The following is a 19895-nucleotide window of genomic DNA, read 5'->3' as shown; positions in this document are numbered from 1 at the left end:
AATTAAAAATGAAAACTTATAAAATAAAAAACCAAAGCAAAAATAAATTTACTCTGGTTTAATTATTTACTTTTATCCTTTAATTTGTATCGTTATTTCAGGACTAGTCAAAGAAATATCTTTAATTATTCAGCATCGAAATCAGCATCTGTATCAGCAGATACTTTTTCTCCTTCTTCTTTAGATTTTTCTTTATCAGCTTTTCTTTGAGACTGACCTTCTTTGATAGATTCAGAAACAATATTCAGGATCATATCAATAGATTTAGAAGCATCATCGTTTCCTGGGATAACGAAGTCTACTTTTCTTGGATCAGAGTTTGTATCAACAATACCGAAAACTGGAATACCTAATTTCTTAGCTTCAGTTACAGCAATATGTTCTCTCATAATATCTACAACGAAGATTGCAGAAGGAAGACGAACCATGTCAGAGATAGAACCTAAGTTTTTCTCTAAGTTAGCTCTTTGTCTGTCAACTTGTAATCTTTCTTTCTTAGATAAAGTTTCGAACGTACCGTCTTTTTTCATTTTGTCGATAGAGTTCATCTTCTTTACAGCCTTTCTGATAGTAACGAAGTTCGTTAACATACCACCTGGCCATCTTTCTGTGATATAAGGCATATTAAGTTCTGAAGCATGTTTTGCAACAACTTCTTTCGCTTGCTTTTTAGTTGCAACGAATAGAACTTTTTTACCTGCAGAAGTTAATTTTTCTAAAGCGCTGCAAGCTTCATCTAATTTAACTGCTGTTTTATGTAAGTCTACAATGTGAATACCGTTCTTCTCCATAAAAATGTATGGAGCCATATTTGGATTCCACTTTCTAGTCATGTGACCGAAGTGTACACCAGCCTCTAAAAGGTCTTTTACATTTGCTTTTGCCATGTTTTCTGTTTTTGTTAGTTTACTTTCCGTCTTTTAAACAATCAACAACTTCTTTAGATGGGAGAAGCGTTTGGATGCTAAACGTAACGGGCAATGTGGCGTAAGGCTTTTTGCTTGTAGCAATGGCTTTTCGCCGAGATTAAGTTTAAAAAAAATTTAATACATTTCTGTAGCCAATAGCCAGTAGCCATTCGCCCACAGGAAATCTTAACGTTTTGAGAATTGGAATCTCTTTCTTGCTTTTTTCTGACCAGGCTTCTTTCTTTCCACCATTCTTGCGTCTCTTGTAAGTAAACCAGCAGGCTTTAATGCTAATCTGAATTCAGCATTAATTTCGCATAAAGCTCTTGAAATACCTAATCTGATAGCTTCTGCCTGACCTGTATTTCCACCACCGAATACGTTTACGGTAACGTCATACTGACCAACAGTCTCAGAAAGGATAAACGGTTGGTTTAATTTGTAAACCATCACGTCTGTAGAGAAATAAGTTGCAGCGTCTTTACCGTTTACTGTAATGATTCCAGAACCTGGTCTTACATAAACTCTTGCTACAGAAGTTTTTCTTCTTCCGATTTTGTGAACTATAGACATAATTAATTATTTAAATTCGTTAACATTAATTGTTTTAGGCTGTTGAGCTTCATGTTTGTGCTCAGTACCTTCATATAAATAAAGATTTTTAAGGATAGCAGATCCCAGTTTGTTTTTAGGTAACATACCTTTTACAGACTTCTCCAATACCTTTAAAGAATCTTTCTTTTGAAGTTCAGCCGCAGTCATAGACTTCTGCCCACCAGGATATCCTGTATGCCAGATATAAGTCTTATCAGCCCACTTGTTTCCGGAAAGTGTAATTTTCCCAGCATTCAAAACGATTACGTTATCACCACAATCTACGTGAGGTGTAAAATTCGTTTTGTGCTTACCTCTCAAAATCTTTGCAACCGTAGAAGCTAGTCTACCTAACGGCTGTCCTTCAGCGTCTACCACAACCCATTCTTTATTCGCAGTAGCTTTGTTCGCTGAAACAGTTTTGTAACTTAATGTATTCACACGTTTTAGTTAAAGATTAAACATAATTTTCCCCTAAAAGGGTGTGCAAAGGTACAAATTATTTTTGTAACTGAAAAACATATTTTATTTAATCTATAGAATATTGTATGGCGAACTGTCTTTAATAGATTTTAACACTATGTTAAACTTTGGCATACATCTTGTAAAAAATTGTTGCGATGAAAAAAAACGTTTAGATGATTCTAAAAGCACAGGTGATAAAGAAAAGAGTTTCTTCCCTCAACTCTTTCTTTTTTTAATTTTTCATTAACAATTTCCGTAAAAGCTTAGTAATATCATTATTTTAATTCGTTAAATAATTATATTTGCGCCAAACCCAGAACTATGAGCCACGGAAAAATAAGAGAAGATAAAACCTGCCTTAACTGCGGGCATCAGGTGGAAGAAAGATTCTGCCCCCACTGTGGACAGGAGAATATCGAAAGACGTCAGCCTTTTTATTTTCTTTTTACCCATTTTATTGAAGATTTTACCCATTATGACGGTCAGTTTTGGGGAACATTAAAAAACCTGATCTTCAAACCCGGAACACTTACCAGTACTTATCTGGAAGGAAAAAGACAAAAATTTGTACCTCCTGTAAAGCTGTATATTTTTGTCAGCTTTATTACTTTTTTCGTGTTCGCCCTTTTCCCTATGGTTAATCTTAATTTTGGAGGGGATAAGGATTCCAAAAATGAATCCAAAATAAATTTCTTTGAAAAGGTAAAATCACCACAGATGCAGAAGATGTTCGACAGTATAAAAGCTGAACGGAAACTGACTAAAGAAGATTCTCTGTCAATCCAAAATCTCAATCTATTACCAGACACTGTGACAGTGAATGAAATACAAGGAGCCTTGGAGATGAACAAAAAAATAGATACAGATGCTGAGTATGGAGGCTACAAAACAAGGAAATCCTACGACTCGGCCGCCGTTAAAAATCCTTCTTCTCTTGATTTTATTAAAATACCGCTAGCTCATAAATTCTTTGAGCTTAAAGAAAAGGGGGTAAAAAAAGAAGAGATCATTTTAAATATGATAGAAAAATCATTCCATAATCTGCCTAAAGCACTTTTCATTTATCTTCCTCTTTTCGCCTTCTTTTTATGGATCTTTCACAGTAAGAAAAAATGGTGGTATTTCGATCACGGAATTTTTACCCTACATTATTTCTCATTCCTTCTCCTGAATATTTTATTTATATTCTTAGTCTACAAGCTGGTGGGAGTAACAAGCTTCAAGCTTATTAACGTATTGTTGTATTTAACTATAAGTGTTCTGTTATTATACAATATTGGATATTTTTTCATCGCTCACCGCCGTGCTTATCATGCCCATGGATTGGTAAGCTTTATAATTGGGCTTACATTACTGACTGTTAATTCCTTTGCTTTTATGATTTTGGTGACAGGTCTTGCCTTAGTAAGCTTCCTGATGATTCATTAGATACAAATGAGGAGTTTACAAGGGAAGCCATTTTTATTTTCTTAATGACTTGCTTCCTCTGAAGCTTGCAAATAAATAATAGGCAACAAAAACTGTAGAGAATTTAAGAATAGACGGTATAGCCAGTTCCAGATTAAAAATTAAAGTTCCCACAAGAACCAGAATTCCCATTGCTACAAAAGACAATCCCATTTTTTGTGGCAATGTAAAATTAGGGGTATCAAGATAATAGGCAATTCCCCACGCTAAACCAAAGGCAACCGCATAATAGATATCCAGAGCCAGATTTTCTGAGCTTAAAAAAAAATAATTAATAAGGAAGCTTACTACCGTTCCCAACGCGAAATACATCAAAGCTTTTTGCATACCTGTAAAAATATTTTGCAAAAGTAGAGAATTTAATTTGAGAATTTGAAAATGAAAATTCCCAATCTCCCCAACTTATGCTGCTTCTGAAGCCTTAAACGATCAAACCCTTAAACTCTCCAGCCTAAAACCGGGGTGTTTTTATTAAATAACGGCTTACAACATAATGGAAATCAATACTATAAAATCAAACACACGGTTCTTTTTTTATTGTTATATTTGAAAGCTTAGAAACTTTCTAGAATTTTTATGGAAACCCAAAAATATACTCCAACCAACAAAGTAAGAATCGTAACAGCTGCCTCCTTATTTGACGGGCATGATGCTGCGATCAATATTATGCGTCGTGTCATCCAGGGAACAGGATGTGAAGTGATTCACCTGGGACATGATAAATCAGCTGAGGAAGTTGTAAATACAGCTATCCAGGAAGATGCCAATGCCATTGCCCTGACATCCTATCAGGGAGGTCATAATGAATATTTCAAATATATCTACGACCTGCTAAGGGAAAAAAACTCACCACAGATTAAAATCTTTGGTGGCGGTGGCGGTGTTATCCTTCCTGAAGAGATCAAAGACCTGATGGACTATGGAATCGACAGAATTTATTCTCCGGACGACGGCCGGGAACTGGGATTACAGGGAATGATCGATGATTTGGTAAACAGGGCAGACTTTGCTACAGGTAAAGAAATTACTGCAGATGATTTAGATGCTATCAGTTTTGAAAACTCAACAAGTATTGCCAAAATTATTTCTGCTGTAGAAAACTTTTCTGAAGAAAAACCCGAGCTGGTAAAAGCTATTGACGAAAAATCAAAAGACCTGAATATTCCCATCATCGGTATCACAGGTACAGGTGGAGCAGGAAAATCTTCATTAACAGATGAATTGGTAAGACGTTTCATCCGTTCAAACCCGGATAAAAAAATTGCCATTATTTCTATAGACCCTTCAAAAAAGAAAACAGGAGGAGCGCTTTTAGGGGACAGAATCCGTATGAATGCGATCAATGACCCGAGAGTTTATATGCGTTCAATGGCCACAAGAGAAAATAACGTTTCTGTGTCACCGTTTATTCATTCTGCTTTAAATGTGCTGAAACTGGCACATCCGGATGTAATCATTCTGGAAACCTCAGGTATCGGGCAATCCGGTTCAGAAGTTTCTGATTTTGCTGATGTTTCCATGTATGTGATGACTCCCGAATATGGAGCTTCCACTCAGCTTGAGAAAATTGACATGCTGGATTATGCGGATTTAGTGGCTTTAAATAAATCTGATAAACGGGGTGCTCTTGATGCACTTCAGGCTGTAAGAAAACAGTTCCAGAGAAACCATTTACTTTGGGAAAGTCCATTGGATGAAATGCCTGTATATGCTACAAAAGCATCTCAGTTCAATGATCATGGAACAACAGAATTATACAACAGACTCGTTTCAAAAGTAAACGATAAGTTTTCCGGTTTGGATTTAAAAACCTTTGCGGAACAGGAAATTACTGAAGAAGTAACGATTATTCCTCCAAAAAGAGTCCGTTACCTGTCTGAAATTGTTGAAAATAACAGAATATATGATGAAAACATTGAAAAGCAAGCTGAATTAGCGCGAACAATGTATCATATTGAAGGGGTCAAAAAAATTATTTCCAATGAGGCTTTAGATGCCGAGTATCAAAAAGCTGAAAAGGAACTTCAACAGGAAAATATCGACTTCCTGAGGTCCTGGGAGGATACGAAAAAAGCTTTCCATGAAGAGTTTTATTCTTATTTTGTACGTGGAAAAGAAATTAAAGTTGAAACTTCTACAGAGTCTCTTTCCCATTTGAGAATTCCAAAAATTGCATTACCAAAATACAACGACTGGGGTGATCTGATCAAGTGGAAAGGCCAGGAAAATCTTCCGGGAGGATTCCCTTACACGGCAGGAATTTATCCTTTTAAAAGAACAGGAGAAGACCCAACAAGAATGTTTGCCGGGGAAGGAGGTCCGGAAAGAACCAACAGAAGATTCCATTACGTTTCTGCAGAAATGCCTGCTAAACGTTTGTCAACAGCTTTTGACTCTGTAACCTTATACGGACAGGACCCCGCTTTACCACCAGATATTTATGGTAAGATCGGAAATGCCGGAGTTTCTATCGCCACTCTGGATGATGCCAAGAAGCTGTATTCCGGATTTGACCTGGTGAATGCACTCACTTCCGTTTCAATGACGATTAACGGTCCCGCTCCTATGCTACTGGCTTTCTTTATGAATGCTGCCATCGACCAGAACGTTGAAAAATACATCGCTGAACATAAACTGGAAGCTAAAGTTGAAACTGTTTTAAAAGCAAAATTTGACGATAAAGGGTTAGAAAGACCAAAATATAATGGGGAACTTCCTCCATCCAACAATGGTTTAGGATTAAAGCTATTAGGGATTACAGGAGATGAAGTGATTCCTGCGGAAGCTTATGCTGAAATTAAAGCTAAAACAATCGCTACTGTTCGTGGAACAGTTCAGGCAGATATTTTAAAAGAAGACCAGGCTCAGAATACCTGTATTTTCTCTACGGAATTTGCTTTAAGATTAATGGGGGATGTTCAGGAATATTTTATCACAGAAAAAGTAAGAAACTTCTATTCTGTCTCTATTTCAGGATACCATATTGCTGAAGCTGGTGCCAACCCGGTTTCGCAGCTTGCATTTACATTGGCTAACGGATTTACATATGTAGAATACTACCTGAGCCGCGGAATGGATATCAACGATTTTGCGCCGAATTTATCTTTCTTCTTCTCCAATGGTATCGATCCTGAATATTCAGTAATCGGACGTGTAGCAAGAAGAATCTGGGCAAAAGCTATGAAACTGAAATATGGGGCTGACGAAAGAAGCCAAATGTTGAAATATCATATCCAGACTTCAGGACGTTCTCTTCACGCCCAGGAAATTGATTTCAATGATATCAGAACTACGCTTCAGGCACTTTATGCTATCTACGACAACTGTAACTCACTACATACCAATGCATATGATGAAGCTATTACAACACCTACAGAACAGTCTGTAAGACGGGCAATGGCTATCCAGCTGATCATTAATAAAGAATTAGGGTTAGCCAAAAATGAAAATCCTTTGCAGGGATCATTTATTATTGAAGAACTGACGGATCTTGTAGAGGAAGCGGTATATGCAGAATTTGACAGAATTACGGAAAGAGGCGGTGTTCTTGGTGCTATGGAAACTATGTACCAACGTTCAAAAATCCAGGAAGAATCTATGCATTACGAGTGGCTGAAGCATACCGGAGAATACCCTATTATTGGGGTAAATACCTTCCTTGGGAAGGACGGTTCACCTACGGTTCGTCCGGGGGAAGTGATCCGTTCTACAGAAGAAGAAAAGCAGGTTCAGATCGAAACGCTTCATAATTTCCAAAAATCAAATGAAGATAGATCTGAAGAAGCGCTCAAAAGATTACAATATGCAGCCATCAATCAGCAAAACCTGTTTGGGATTATGATGGATGCTGTGAAATACTGTTCTCTTGGACAAATCACCAATGCTTTATTTGAAGTAGGCGGTAAGTACAGAAGAAATATGTAATATTCTGAACACAAGAATATAAAACTAAAACCTCAAGGAATTTCTTTGAGGTTTTTTTGTATTTTTAATCCAAAACTTTTACCCATGAAGAGAATAATCATGAAAAATTATTTTAACAGAGCCTTAATTGTGATGATAGTCTGTCTTACTTCAGTGTTATCTTCTCAAAAGCGAACTGAAGATTTCACCATCAGCCTTCCCACTAAAAAAGTAGATAAGAGCTATTATAAAACAATCCAACTTATTGACCGCAGAACAGATACCACTTCATTAGGAATTGTTCAGCAGGGGCTTTTGAATGCTAAAGCAAAGGTTGTTTCTGCTTCGAGCCTTTCCAGCCAGTTTCAGAATGTACTGAATGGCATTAATGGTGAGAATACTGAAAACGGGACTTTAGTTTTATATCTTAAACAGCTCTATTTTGCCGAGCTTACTGCTAAACTAAGTGAGCACGGGTATTGTTATTTTCAAGCATTTTTATTTTCAAAAAATGAAGATGGAACATATTCTTTGATTGATCAGCCTGATACGGTAATTGATCACAAGGCAACTGATGTCACTAAAGAAACCCTACAGAAAGGAAGCGAAATGCTTATTGACTTTATCAGTAAAAATGCCTCTAAAAAACCTGAAGTTACCCATCACTATACTTATGAGCAGGTTAAAAACTTTGATGATACGGCAAAAGAGTCGATCCGTTTTTATAACTCACCTCAATTGAAAGATGGCGTTTACAAAGATTATAATTCTTTAAAAAATCAACAGCCGGATCAGGAAATTACGAATGTGAAGTTTTATGGTAATGCTCCCAAAATTGTAAGAATCTATGAAACGGCAGACGGCAAAGAAAAAGAGATCAAGAAGGATGATATCTATGCTGTGGTATATAAAGGTGAACCTTATATCTATCTTTCCATAGAAAACCTGTTTACCAAGGCTGAAAAGAGGGATAATGACTATTATTTCATTGGAAAAATAAGATTAGATCCCAATAGAGGAAGTATGATGGTTACCGGAGCTGCATTTTTTGGTGCCATTGGAGCTCTGATTATGACCAATCCCGCTTATCCTTTTGAAATGAAAATCAATTACTTCAATGGAGGATTCATTCCTGTGAAAGAAATTCAGAACAAAAGATACTAATAGCTAAAATCTCCTTATTTTTGGGAGATTTTTATTTATTTTTGTATTTGAAAAATTACACCATGAAAAAAACACTACTTATTTGTTTACTCCTAATTTTGACTACCCATACTTTAGATGCACAAAATAATTTACAGCTAAACAGGCTTCTGCAATCTAATACAGGATCACCGTCCCAGACTATTACTCCAAGCTATTTGAAAACATTTTCTGATGGAAGTGTTTATACTCATGTAATTGTTTCCGGGAATGTAAACTTCTTTGGAAATCAAATTAATACAGGAACAAATAAAGCCAGCGTATTCGCAAAATTAGATGCTACCGGCAATTTAATTTCACAAGCCTATATAACTTCAGCCAATATACAGCCATCCAGCTATGATAATGCCAAGAACATTGATGTAAATGCCCAAGGTGAAACTATATATTCTATTGAAACATCAAATAATACTACTTTTCATAGCAATAGTGGAATTATCACTCCTTTAACGAATTATGCATATGAGATAATTAAGATCTCGAGTTCCGGTGAACTTCTTTGGAAAAAAAGCATTACCAATTCTACCGCCAATCCAAAAGTCTTTTGTTTTTATGATAAAAACGGAGATGTTATCATTTGGGTAGGGCAAAATCAGGGAGGAAGTTTGACTTTTGATAATCAAACTTATGACCCAATAAGCAGCTTCATAGCAAAATTAGATGGCCAAACAGGAAATATTATTTATCTGAAAAAATATGACGATTTAGATCCTTGGACCGGACATTTTGCTTTTGATGAAAACAATAATATGTATGCTTTTTATGAGCCTTTTTCATATCCTACAACCTATAATATTGGAAATATACAAATCAATGGAAATGCAGATGAACTTAATTTTTTGATGGTAAAATTTGACTCTTCGGGAAATCCTGTATTTGGTAAAAATTTCTACGAAAATGTACCTGCCGGAACACGTAAATATAGCTGGCCTATTGATATAAAATACAATGGACTCAACTTCTTTATTTACGAGGTTTTAGCACGAAACACTATCGGCACCTCATCTTTTCTGAGTTTAAACGGGGTTTATCATACAGATCCTTATTTGAACAAAAGTATTGCTAATGAGATATCAATAATTTCTAAAACAGGAGATGTGTTGTCATCAACTCCTATCTTTACCTCCGGAACATATGATTCAAACCAATTTGATGTAGACGGGTCTGGAAATAGCTACATTTATGGAAGATGGTTTGATAAAATTACACTTGGAAATACAGAATATCAAATGCCCACTTATTCCTCAAATGTTATTAAGCTTAGTTCAAACGGTAGCTTAAGTTTTATAGAACCTATTGTTCAGAATTCTTTTAGTGACTTAAATCAAAAAATTTCCATATCAGGGAATAAATTACTTTTAAGTGGAAATACTTCCGCGCAATCAATAAAAGGTACTGCAATTAACAATTTAGGAGGCAGCAATTATTATATTGCTGAGTTATTACAAGGTGGAACATTATCTACAAAAGAAAATGTTTCCAATAATGATCTAAAGATATATCCAAATCCTGCCCAAGATTTTATCACAATAGAGAACGGAAAAAAACTATCCTCTGTGAAAATTTACGATGTAAGTGGAAAATTAGTTCTGTCAACAAATATATTATCTAATAAGATAGACGTAAATAAGCTTACAACCGGAAACTATATGATAGAAGTTTTCGATCAATCAAACAAACTTATTGTTAGCAAAAAATTAATCAAAAAATAGAAATTACAAATTTAAATAACAATCCTCTGAGTTAAAGATAAATTATTTCAATGATGGATTTATTCCTGTGAAAGAAATTCAGAACAAAAGATACTAATAGCTAAAATCTCCTTATTTTTGGGAGATTTTTATTTTACAATGAAACCGAAAGCTTTATTCAACTGGAGCAGCGGAAAAGATTCTGCTCTGGCTCTTTACAAAACACTACAGGAAAACCGGTATGAGGTCACCACCCTGCTTACCAGTATCAATAAGGAGTTTCAAAGAATTTCTATGCATGGGGTTCATGTATCTCTTTTGGAGCAGCAGGCTGCCCATATAGGAATACCCCTGATAAAAATGGAACTTCCGAAAGAGCCCTCCATGGAAGAATACCGGGAAATAATGAATAAAACGATGTCTGAAATAAAGTCCCAAGGGGTTTCCCATTCTGTTTTTGGAGATATTTTCCTTGAAGATCTCCGTCAATACAGGGAAAAACAACTAAACAGTATCGGTATGGAAGCCGTTTTTCCTCTTTGGAAGCAAAATACATCAGACCTCATCCATGAATTCTTAGATCTGGGTTTCAAAACCATCGTAACCTGTGTGAACGGGAATTATCTGGATAAAAGCTTTGCGGGCCGGATTATTGATCAAAGCTTCATTAATGACCTTCCTGAAAATGTAGACCCTTGCGGAGAAAACGGAGAATTCCATACCTTTACTTTTGACGGTCCCATTTATAAAGACCCGATTCAGTTTACAATAGGCGAAACAGTAAAGAAAACATACCCCAAGCCTAAAACAAGTCCTGAAGAAGAGGATGGAGAATATGTTTTCTGGTTCTGTGACCTGCTATTAAAATAAGCCTGTGAATATTTATCAGCAGGCTTTTCAACATATTATTTTATTTCAGTAATGATTTCATTCATGAGATCAAATACCAGCTGAATATCCTTTTCACTGGTCATCCAGTTGACAAATGCAGCTCTTATTCCGTTATGCTGGTTATAAAAAGTAGGTGTCATAAAGACTTTCCCTGTATCATTAAGCTTTTCAAGAAATCGCCCTACCTCATCCTCCTTTACCTCATCCTTTAATGTAAAGCAAACCGTATTCAACCGTACCGGGGCCAGCAATTTAAAATCATTACTGTTTTCAATTAACTCTCCCAACTGTTTTGCCCATGATATATTCTTATCTACAATCTCCTGATACCCTTTTCTACCATAAGCCATAATAGAGAACCAGGCCGGAAGTGCCTTTAATCTTCTTGAGTTTTCAGGAAGAAAATTTAAATAACTGAAATTCTCCAACGGATCTCCCAGATAAGGTGCATTTGAATTCTGAAAGGTTTCCACCTGCAAAATTTTATGTTGTTCCCTGATTAAAAACACAGCACTTTCATAAGGAACATTCAACCATTTATGACAGTCTACCGTAATACTGTCAGCATATTCCCAGCCTTCCACAAGGTGTTTATATGAATCTGAACATGCTGCAAATCCTCCAAAAGCCGCATCAATATGCCACCAGAAATTATATTTCTCTTTTAATTCACTGATAGCCTTAAAATCATCAAAATCCACTGTATTTACAGTTCCGCCACTTGAAATCAGGATAAACGGCTCACCGGTAAGTCTCAGAATATGTTCTTCAAGATCTTTGATATTGATAGCCTCACGGTTTCCTTCTTCTGTTTTAATTTTAACAATATTATTGCTTCCCAGCCCTAATAATGACAATGACTTTATGGAAGATGAGTGTGGAGTTGCTGTCAGTATTTTTACTGTTCCGGAAACACCTTCTTTCGCAATATCTCTTCCCTGTTCTTTTCCTACCCATTGACGGCCCACAGCCAGGCAGGTAAAATTCGACATGGTGGCTCCTGATACAAAACCTCCAAGAAAGTTTTCCGGAAGCTGAAGAAGTGTAAGCAAAAGCTGTATTGTTTCGATCTCTATATTTGCTGAAATATCTCCTTGTCCTGACACGGTTTGGGTATTCTGATCATAAATAGTGGCCAGCCAATCTCCCACAATGGATGCCGGAGTAGTTCCTCCTGTTACAAACCCCCAATATCTAGGACCTCCAGATCCAACCATTATCGGCTCGAATTTTTCGTTGAAAATCTGTAGCGTTTTTTCCGTTCCATAGCCCGTTTCCGGCAAGCCCTGTAGCCCTGGTATAGGAGCATTATCTATAGAGGTCGGCCTGTCTGTAATATTATTCAGATATTCTGTCCCCTGTCTTTTTATGATATCCAGCAGGTAATCAATTTGTTCTGAATCACTTTTTAAATGTCCTTTCATGATGGTAGGTTGCTTATAATCTTTCAAATGTATTAAATACTCTCTAAGTTTAGATTAAATTCCTATAAAAAATCCCGTTAAATTCATTCCTAGCACGCATTTTGCATCCTTTTGAAACTTTTAAAGATTTCACTATCTTTAGAATACCTTATTTAATTTTAAAAAATAAAACACCTGATCTCTGCTCAAAGAATATATTCCCATCAATGATCTGTGGTCTCGAAAAAATATTGAAATAATTTATAACCTATAACACAAACATCCGTGATAAAAAATTTAGCATTCCTGGTATTATTCTGTTCTTTACTTTCGTGTAAAACTGAACCTTCTCAAGCTCCCATTGACAAAAATGCCGTCATTGACTCTACCATTACTGCTTTTCAAAGCACACTTTTAGAACAACAGATTGATTCTGTCTTTAAAAAGTATCATTTCAATGGAAGCGTGGCCGTCTTTAAGGATTCTCTGCCGCTTTACAGAAAAGAAAACGGGTATTCAAATTTTAAGAAAAAAACAAAAATTGACAGCAATACCATTTTTGCCATTGGTTCCGTGAGTAAGCAATTTACAGCTGCTCTGGTTTTGCTTCAAATGGAACAGGGAAAGCTGAATGTAACCGATAAAGCCTCTAAGTATGTAAAGGAATTCCAGAATAAAGACTATGAACATATTACTATTCACCAGCTTCTCAACCATACTTCCGGACTGAACCTTCTTGGCGGAAAGCTGATGTTTAAAAGCGGTTCAGATTTTTACTATTCCAATGACGGGTTCAATACGTTGGGGAAAATTGTAGAAAAAGTATCAGGAAGATCTTATGATGAAAATGTACAGGAGCTTTTTAAAAAAGCAGGAATGACAAATTCTTCCACAGGAAATACTTTTAAAGGAACTCATTTCGCCAGTGCTTATGTTGGCAATGGAACACTGTGTGAAGAAGTTCCGAATATGCCGAAAAGATTAGGTGGAAAAGAAATAGGAACTCCTGCCGGAGGAATACTTTCTACCATTCAGGACCTTCACCGTTGGAATAATGCTCTTTACGGAGGTAAAATACTGAAACCGGAGACGCTAAAACAGTTTATGGCAAAAAGCGCAGAAAGACATCATGCCATCTTTGGAAAAATGGGGTATGCCTATGGAATCATGCTGAATATCGGAAAGCCTGCCTCCTATTTTCACAGCGGATACATAAAAGGTTCTCCTTCTCTGAATATCTATTATCCGGAAACAAAGACCTCTGTAATCATTCTTTCCAATATTGCGGACGAAGCAAAAGGAAAAGGCCTGGTCTTCAAACCACATATTGAAATAAAAAAGATTACTGACAATCTTGAAAATATAATAATGCAGCTTAAGCAAAAAAATGAAGTACCTTAGCTTTCACTCATTTCAACTGTATGAAAAAGATGTATTTCATAGCCATTTATCCGCCAAAGGAAATCATAGAAGAGATTAAGGTTTTCAAGAAAGATCTTGCAGAGTGCTATGGCAGCTCCAAAGCATTGAAGAATGATGCCCATATCACCCTATTTCCTCCATTCTCCAGAGAGATGGAACTGGAAAGTGATATTTTTACAGCGTTTCAGAAAATTGACACTCAAATGTCTCCTTTTGAAATTGAGCTCAATGGTTTTGGAAGTTTTCCCAATCCTAAGAATCCGGTGATCTTTGTTCATCCGGAAAACAGCCCCAATTTAACAGAGCTTTATAACAGGGTAAAACAACAGTTCAATTTCGCAAAATATTCTTTCAATCCGCATATGACTGTTGGATACAGAGATCTGACATGGGAAAATTACATTAAGGCCTGGGAGAAATATCAATCAAAAGAATATAAAACTAAATTTCTAGTTGATAAAATTTTACTTCTCCGCCATGATTACAGATGGATTCCCATTGCTGAAAAGAGCTTGAGAGAAACCTAAAAAAGAAAACCGGCAGTTAAAAGCCGGTTTATATGTTTATCTATTCTTTTATTATTTTCTGAGAAATAACAGGCTGTCCGTCTTCTGCTACATTCAGAAGGTAAGAACCCGAAGGAACATTCCTGATATCAACATAGATCGTTGATGCATCTTTTAATTCAAATTTTGTAGAAATCAGTTTTCCTGAAGCATCATAGATTTCCACTTTCGTATTTTTGGAAAAATCCTGTTTTCCACGGATAGTAAATTCTCCATCACCAGGATTCGGATATATACTGAATTTTCTTTCTATTGCTTTTATATCTGCAACTCTAAGCGTCGACTTACTTAAGGTCCACGTAATATTGGTAAGATGAAGCGTACTGTGGTTATCTACTTTTAACAGCGGATTATTATCTGTTACCGAAAATAATAAAGTATTATTGCCATTGTTCAGCTGAGCAGGGGTAACTGTTAGTGTATTTCCTGTTGCACTAAGAGCAGCACCGTTCAATTTCCAGGTATTCACTAAGGTATTGGGAATCGGAAGAATTTCATTCACTGTAAACGTGATATTGGAACTCGCACTTAAGGTAGTATTGTTGGCTGGAGTATAAGAATCTACGGGAGAAACTAAAGAATGGATTTTTTCAATAATTGCTTCTTTACAAACAGAGCAAAACTGCTGGTTAAGGTACCTCATCTCACAGCTCTGATGCGGTCTGAACCAGCTTGGGCTTTCTGTATACGGATAGACTCCCACACTGTTTAATCCTACCCAGTTTTTCCATTTTATAGTAGCCGGATTAGAGTTTTGGGTTTTATTGGGAGACTCAAGAGAACCGGCAAACCAATATTCATCTGCTAATTTCCCAAAAGAATGCCCCAGCTCATGAACTACAATTTCACTGGCAGAACCATTCAACGATGCAAAGGCATAGGTGCCTCCACAACCGCCATATTCTGTAGAATTACCCAGTACATACGTGATATCATAATCCGGGATATTGGCAGCCAGTACCTGTCCTACTTTATTGGTTGTATTGCTGTAAATACATCTGTGAACCCCAACATCAAAGGTAGACCCCAGATAATTATTGGGATTTGAAACCGGTATTACGGGTTCTGTAACATCTGTAGCCGTTCCGGGATGCTTAACGCCCGTTTCAGCAGAAACTACTTTCACGGCATAGGCATTAAAATAATTTTTGTATTCTTTGTAAGGGCTTTTGGTAAAAAGATAATCAATGGTTGACTGAGCTGATGACACAAAAGAGGTCTGCTGTGCAGCAGTAAAACCATCCCCTAAAACCGCAATAATAACACGTTTATCATTGCTCCCACTCTGTAAAAGGGGAACTTTGTCAAATACCTGTCCAAAACAGCTGCTTCCCACAAGAAGAGATAATAATATTTTTTTCATGATTATAGTTTTTGAGTGAATAATAGCTTTACACCATCGTCTGTGGCTTTTTCAATTTTTACAACACCCATATTTTCAGAATAGGGAAACCTCACACTGAACTCGGCATTTTGAAGTGAAGCCTTATGCCGGGACATCCCTTCTTTTTCATAGACTTCAAGTTCCGGATTCAGAGGATCTTTTATATGCTGGCTGGCAATTTCTTTGCCTCCCGGTTCTACGAGCGTAATAATAAAATCCCCGTTTTGAACTTCTTTTCGGTCAAAAGAAGGCATTGACTTCATCTTACCTTCCGAAATTTTGCTTTCCTGAAGGATAATTTTTTCACTTCCGGATCGGTCTTTATCTGCTTTAAAAAACAAATAAATAATCCGGTCACCTTTTTCTACAGTTTTTTCTACTGTCACGCTCCCGTACGAAGCTAACCCACTCTCTTTCTGAAAGCTACAAAACAGAAAAGAGGGAACGATTAATAAATTGAGTAAATTTTTCATGTCTATTTTTTTTAAAGTTAATAAACTTTTAAATACAAATCACTCTTATTTGATTTTTTTTGGTGACTGAAAAGATGGCAGAAAGTCCTTATCTTTGAACCAATGATTTCAGAGAAAATAATTTTAGGTATTGATCCCGGAACAGCCATCATGGGGTTTGGTCTTATTTCCGTTAAAAAAGGTAAAATGGAAATGATCTCCATTCATGAACTGATCTTAAAAAAATATCCTAATCACGAAACGAAGCTTAAATATATTTTTGATAAGACGTTAGCACTCATTGATGAGTTCCATCCTGACGAAGTAGCTCTTGAAGCCCCTTTCTTTGGAAAAAATGTACAGAGTATGTTAAAATTAGGACGTGCCCAGGGTGTAGCCATGGCTGCCAGCCTCCACAGAAATATCCCCATCACAGAATATTCTCCTAAAAAAATTAAAATGGCCATTACCGGAAACGGAAATGCCAGTAAAGAACAGGTAGCAGGAATGCTTCAGAATCTTCTTAACCTAAAAGAATTCCCCACAAAATACCTGGATGCCTCCGATGGCCTTGCCGTTGCGGTATGCCATCATTTCAATTCCGGAACCATTGCAGATACAAAATCATACTCCGGCTGGGATAGTTTTTTGAAACAAAACCCGGACCGGTTGAAATAGAAAAGCTTCCTTAAAAGAATGGCAATGTTTTTTAATAAAAATGCAGCCACATTATAAACATAAAAACCTCACTTATTGTGAGGTTTTATTTTTATTCTGTTGAAATATTTAAATTACTTATACAGTTTATAAATTCTTTCTTTTTTTCTTCTTTAAAATATGGTAAATACTTTATCCCATCCTCTATAAATGTATCTTTATAACTAAAAGGAATATAATTTTTTTCAATATTCTTTTTTGTAAAATAATATGAAATTAAATCAATGGAAGATCTTGGAGTATATTTATCAGTATTTAAACACTTTTCAAACTCTTTTGTTTTATTTTGAATCACCAGCTGATATCGAAAATATTCATTAAGATAGTTCTTTTTAAAATTTTCCATTTCTATTTTTTTGGTATAGAAAATAACTTCATTATATATGGCATCTTTTTCTTTACCTTTTATATAAGACAGACTATCTATATCTAATTTATTTGGATTAGCTGTAACCTCACAAACATCTTTATTATCAAAAATAATAACCCCATCATAATACCCCCTTTCTGCATTAAAACCATCTTCTATATAAATATGAGAATATTTTTTATCGGGATCTATATTACAAGATCGAGCACCTGCTAAACGATATATAGTGTAACCCCTTGTAAGCATTTTTATCATTGTAGAATCACTTGATGTACTATAAGGAAATAAACTTTTATTTTTTAATAAAGAATTATTCATTTGTCTTAACGTAATTTTCCCTTGTGAATAACAAGAACAAAACAACATCAAATTTAGTAGTAAAATAATATTTTTCATTTTTAATAATATTATATTATAATCCGCGACTTTTAAATTTCTGCCAATGATAAAATGCTGCTGCTCCATGATAATTAAACCTATTTTCTAATATAGTATTATTTACTTTGAGAACCTTTTCTACAGATGGTATAGGAGAAATAACGTTCCCATTTATGTTGTAATAAATACTGCCGCCAGCACTATCAATTAATCTACCTTTATCATTAGAAATACAATTTGCACCTATACATGTCTCCCCATAATTACCTCTTAGAGGAAGATAAGTTTCACCCCGAATTATATTCTCAACATGGGTGCCATAGATTTCAGCCGTGGTATTTTTATCACCAAATCTAGTATCAGATGTTATGGTTTCCCCTAAAGCAAAATTACTGTAAACATGTCCCATCTCATGTCCAATAGTAGTATATAAAGGTGAATATTGAGTTTCCTTTCCTGCTGTTGTCCAAACCCCACTTCTCTCATTTACCTTTAAATCAATACGATTACTAGACTCAGCTTGTAATTTAGATGCTCCACTTGTATAATTAAAATATATATCCCTCATTTTTCCATCATTCCCCTGAGCTTGGTCAAAATAACTAATCATTGTATTTCCTATAGATGTATTTTTATCTAAATAATTCAGTCCAGCTACCGTTTGTAAAACGTAATCTGATAAATTTGTTGAACTATTTATATTTGTCCATTTTCCATCAACTTGATGTTGAGTTGCTCCATTATGATATCTGTATTGTGTTCCGTCTTGATCATTGATATATATCCATTCTCCATTTATATCAATATATTTAATTGGATTTCCAGCAACATAATTGTATGGAGACAAGGAATTATATTTTTCACTGTAATTATCTAAGACTCCCCATCTACCCAGATCTGCCATGTACATCCTCGCACCATAATCATACATACCAGTCTCCTGCAACTCCTTCCCATTGTACTTATAATTTTTATATGTACTCGGCCCAAAGAAAGCTGCTCCAGTATTTAAATGACTCATCCCAAAAGGGTAGTAATCATTGGAATCTGTAATTTCAAGAGCGCCTGTGCTGTTTCTTCCGAAACTTATTCTTACATTTCCTAGATGATCCTGGTATTGGTAAATATACTGATCTTTTTCATAATCATAAAACCCTTCTGATGTTGGAAAAAATTTTAAGTCTACGGTCTTAGCTGTAGGGGTTGGAGAAATTTTTCTCGTTTCTACGGAAAATGCCTCTATTTCCATTGCTTTTCTCATGGGAGACATGGCAAAACCAGCAGGTTCTTCTCCTCCGCCAGGTGAGCTGCCTCCTGTTGTTTCCATACGGCTGTACTGAAATCCATCTAAATAATCGGTATCAGTTGTAGTCGTTACCGTTCCATTGATACCGTCATTCAATTCAACTGCTCTTTTATGTAATTTCACTCCATCAGCTCGATACAAATGATTAACACTAAAATTAGGACCACGTGTTATTGAATTAGGTAAATTCAAATGGTTATAACCAATTCCTACAATCTGTTTATCCTGCATATCTTTCATATTGCCATTAAGGTCATAGTTTATTGTATTTCCTCCGCCTTCATATCCCGCCTGATTGTTGGTGCTGTCCTTAATATTGGTCAGTCTGTTTCCGGAATAGGTATAGGTAAGGTTATCAATGACCGTTGCCGTATTTATTGCTGCTTTAAATACTGAAGTTCTGTAAAGATTGGTAATATTTCCGTTTAAATCATAAGCTAAGGATTCTATATTTTCTTTACTGTTCGGATTATTAGGATTCTGATAATAGCCTGCACTTAGCCTATTTAAACTATCATAGGCATATCCATACCTTTTGGGAGTAATGGGTGGGTTAGCTCCAATACTCCGTACAGACCTCCAGTCTACTTCTGCAATATTTCCGTTGTATCTTGGCTTTACATTCTTCCCGGGGAATTGTACAGTATCGGGATTTTCGATACCTTCTCTCTGGTTGTATTTAATTTTATAAGCAAATAATTTTCCGCCTAAATCAGCAACAGGCATCTGGTTTTTATTAATATCGGTCATCCAGCCCCTGATATTATAATCGTAA

General features: G+C 35.8%; 17 protein-coding genes. 8 read left to right on the top strand and 9 right to left on the bottom strand.

All coding sequences use genetic code 11. The annotated features are described in order from the left end of the window. Window positions 1-125: 125 nt before the first annotated feature. The 3 genes from rpsB to rplM form a co-directional block, all read right to left on the bottom strand. Window positions 126-887, bottom strand: coding sequence for a 30S ribosomal protein S2 (gene rpsB, locus MP478_RS22340; protein ID WP_230037406.1), 762 nt, complete (start codon window positions 885-887; stop codon window positions 126-128). Between the two features lie 207 nt (window positions 888-1094). Further along, window positions 1095-1481, bottom strand: a complete 387-nt coding sequence (rpsI, locus tag MP478_RS22335; RefSeq protein ID WP_034746528.1) for a 30S ribosomal protein S9 — start codon at window positions 1479-1481, stop codon at window positions 1095-1097. Between the two features lie 6 nt (window positions 1482-1487). Further along, window positions 1488-1943: a 50S ribosomal protein L13 gene (gene rplM / locus MP478_RS22330; protein WP_047488670.1), complete on the bottom strand. Its 456-nt coding sequence runs from the start codon at window positions 1941-1943 to the stop codon at window positions 1488-1490. A 345-nt stretch (window positions 1944-2288) separates the two neighbouring features. Here rplM and MP478_RS22325 point away from each other — a divergent pair, with 345 nt between their 5' ends. Next, entirely contained in the window at window positions 2289-3395 is a 1107-nt protein-coding gene (locus MP478_RS22325) for a DUF3667 domain-containing protein (RefSeq protein WP_257190008.1), read from the top strand. Window positions 3396-3428: 33 nt separating this feature from the next. Here MP478_RS22325 and MP478_RS22320 read toward each other — a convergent pair whose 3' ends face one another. Beyond that, entirely contained in the window at window positions 3429-3761 is a 333-nt protein-coding gene (locus tag MP478_RS22320; protein ID WP_230037402.1) for a hypothetical protein, read from the bottom strand. Between the two features lie 249 nt (window positions 3762-4010). Between MP478_RS22320 and MP478_RS22315 the strand changes: the two genes are divergently transcribed. The 4 genes from MP478_RS22315 to MP478_RS22300 all read left to right on the top strand — a co-directional run bounded on the left by MP478_RS22315 (window position 4011) and on the right by MP478_RS22300 (window position 11101). Then, a complete protein-coding gene (locus MP478_RS22315; RefSeq protein ID WP_257201706.1) occupies window positions 4011-7358 on the top strand; it encodes a methylmalonyl-CoA mutase family protein in 3348 nt (1115 codons plus the stop codon). Window positions 7359-7442: 84 nt separating this feature from the next. Further along, window positions 7443-8501 (top strand): hypothetical protein, encoded by a 1059-nt coding sequence (locus MP478_RS22310; protein ID WP_257201705.1) that lies wholly within the window; start codon window positions 7443-7445, stop codon window positions 8499-8501. 62 nt (window positions 8502-8563) lie between these two features. Beyond that, complete coding sequence (locus MP478_RS22305; protein ID WP_257201704.1) at window positions 8564-10252, top strand: T9SS type A sorting domain-containing protein; 1689 nt, start codon at window positions 8564-8566, stop codon at window positions 10250-10252. 138 nt (window positions 10253-10390) lie between these two features. Then, window positions 10391-11101 (top strand): diphthine--ammonia ligase, encoded by a 711-nt coding sequence (locus MP478_RS22300; RefSeq protein ID WP_257201703.1) that lies wholly within the window; start codon window positions 10391-10393, stop codon window positions 11099-11101. A gap of 35 nt (window positions 11102-11136) precedes the next feature. On the opposite strand, the gene MP478_RS22295 is transcribed toward MP478_RS22300, so the two are convergent. Beyond that, a complete protein-coding gene (locus MP478_RS22295; RefSeq protein ID WP_257201702.1) occupies window positions 11137-12546 on the bottom strand; it encodes a pyridoxal-dependent decarboxylase in 1410 nt (469 codons plus the stop codon). 264 nt (window positions 12547-12810) lie between these two features. Between MP478_RS22295 and MP478_RS22290 the strand changes: the two genes are divergently transcribed. Together MP478_RS22290 and MP478_RS22285 are read left to right on the top strand one after the other, a co-directional pair. Then, window positions 12811-13926, top strand: a complete 1116-nt coding sequence (locus MP478_RS22290) for a serine hydrolase domain-containing protein (protein ID WP_257201701.1) — start codon at window positions 12811-12813, stop codon at window positions 13924-13926. 20 nt (window positions 13927-13946) lie between these two features. Continuing rightward, on the top strand, window positions 13947-14474 hold the full coding sequence (locus tag MP478_RS22285; RefSeq protein WP_257201700.1) for a 2'-5' RNA ligase family protein: 528 nt from the start codon (window positions 13947-13949) through the stop codon (window positions 14472-14474). 40 nt (window positions 14475-14514) lie between these two features. Here the strand turns inward: MP478_RS22285 and MP478_RS22280 are convergent, their stop codons facing one another. Both MP478_RS22280 and MP478_RS22275 read right to left on the bottom strand, forming a co-directional pair. Continuing rightward, window positions 14515-15876 (bottom strand): M64 family metallopeptidase, encoded by a 1362-nt coding sequence (locus MP478_RS22280; RefSeq protein WP_257201699.1) that lies wholly within the window; start codon window positions 15874-15876, stop codon window positions 14515-14517. A 2-nt stretch (window positions 15877-15878) separates the two neighbouring features. Further along, window positions 15879-16370, bottom strand: a complete 492-nt coding sequence (locus MP478_RS22275; protein WP_257201698.1) for a hypothetical protein — start codon at window positions 16368-16370, stop codon at window positions 15879-15881. 102 nt (window positions 16371-16472) lie between these two features. On the opposite strand from MP478_RS22275, the gene ruvC reads away from it, so the two are divergent. Further along, on the top strand, window positions 16473-17027 hold the full coding sequence (gene ruvC / locus MP478_RS22270; protein ID WP_115916273.1) for a crossover junction endodeoxyribonuclease RuvC: 555 nt from the start codon (window positions 16473-16475) through the stop codon (window positions 17025-17027). A 91-nt stretch (window positions 17028-17118) separates the two neighbouring features. Here the strand turns inward: ruvC and MP478_RS22265 are convergent, their stop codons facing one another. Together MP478_RS22265 and MP478_RS22260 are read right to left on the bottom strand one after the other, a co-directional pair. Next, entirely contained in the window at window positions 17119-17901 is a 783-nt protein-coding gene (locus tag MP478_RS22265; RefSeq protein WP_257201697.1) for a hypothetical protein, read from the bottom strand. Next, the coding region (locus tag MP478_RS22260; RefSeq protein WP_306592992.1) for an RHS repeat-associated core domain-containing protein at window positions 17849-19895 on the bottom strand (2047 nt) is incomplete at its 5' end. The genes MP478_RS22265 and MP478_RS22260, both read right to left, overlap by 53 nt.

The sequence above is a fragment of the Chryseobacterium sp. WG14 genome (genome assembly GCF_024586945.1).
Classification (GTDB): domain Bacteria; phylum Bacteroidota; class Bacteroidia; order Flavobacteriales; family Weeksellaceae; genus Chryseobacterium.
This window is presented reverse-complemented; position numbering and strand designations above follow the sequence as displayed.

Coding starts and splice junctions, on each gene's coding strand:
- rpsB (WP_230037406.1), bottom strand. CDS start 887: ATGGCAAAAGCAAATGTAAAAGACCTTTTAGAGGCTGGTGTACACTTC.
- rpsI (WP_034746528.1), bottom strand. CDS start 1,481: ATGTCTATAGTTCACAAAATCGGAAGAAGAAAAACTTCTGTAGCAAGA.
- MP478_RS22325 (WP_257190008.1), top strand. CDS start 2,289: ATGAGCCACGGAAAAATAAGAGAAGATAAAACCTGCCTTAACTGCGGG.
- MP478_RS22320 (WP_230037402.1), bottom strand. CDS start 3,761: ATGCAAAAAGCTTTGATGTATTTCGCGTTGGGAACGGTAGTAAGCTTC.
- MP478_RS22315 (WP_257201706.1), top strand. CDS start 4,011: ATGGAAACCCAAAAATATACTCCAACCAACAAAGTAAGAATCGTAACA.
- MP478_RS22310 (WP_257201705.1), top strand. CDS start 7,443: ATGAAGAGAATAATCATGAAAAATTATTTTAACAGAGCCTTAATTGTG.
- MP478_RS22305 (WP_257201704.1), top strand. CDS start 8,564: ATGAAAAAAACACTACTTATTTGTTTACTCCTAATTTTGACTACCCAT.
- MP478_RS22300 (WP_257201703.1), top strand. CDS start 10,391: ATGAAACCGAAAGCTTTATTCAACTGGAGCAGCGGAAAAGATTCTGCT.
- MP478_RS22295 (WP_257201702.1), bottom strand. CDS start 12,546: ATGAAAGGACATTTAAAAAGTGATTCAGAACAAATTGATTACCTGCTG.
- MP478_RS22285 (WP_257201700.1), top strand. CDS start 13,947: ATGAAAAAGATGTATTTCATAGCCATTTATCCGCCAAAGGAAATCATA.
- MP478_RS22280 (WP_257201699.1), bottom strand. CDS start 15,876: ATGAAAAAAATATTATTATCTCTTCTTGTGGGAAGCAGCTGTTTTGGA.
- MP478_RS22275 (WP_257201698.1), bottom strand. CDS start 16,370: ATGAAAAATTTACTCAATTTATTAATCGTTCCCTCTTTTCTGTTTTGT.
- ruvC (WP_115916273.1), top strand. CDS start 16,473: ATGATTTCAGAGAAAATAATTTTAGGTATTGATCCCGGAACAGCCATC.
- MP478_RS22265 (WP_257201697.1), bottom strand. CDS start 17,901: ATGGAGCAGCAGCATTTTATCATTGGCAGAAATTTAAAAGTCGCGGAT.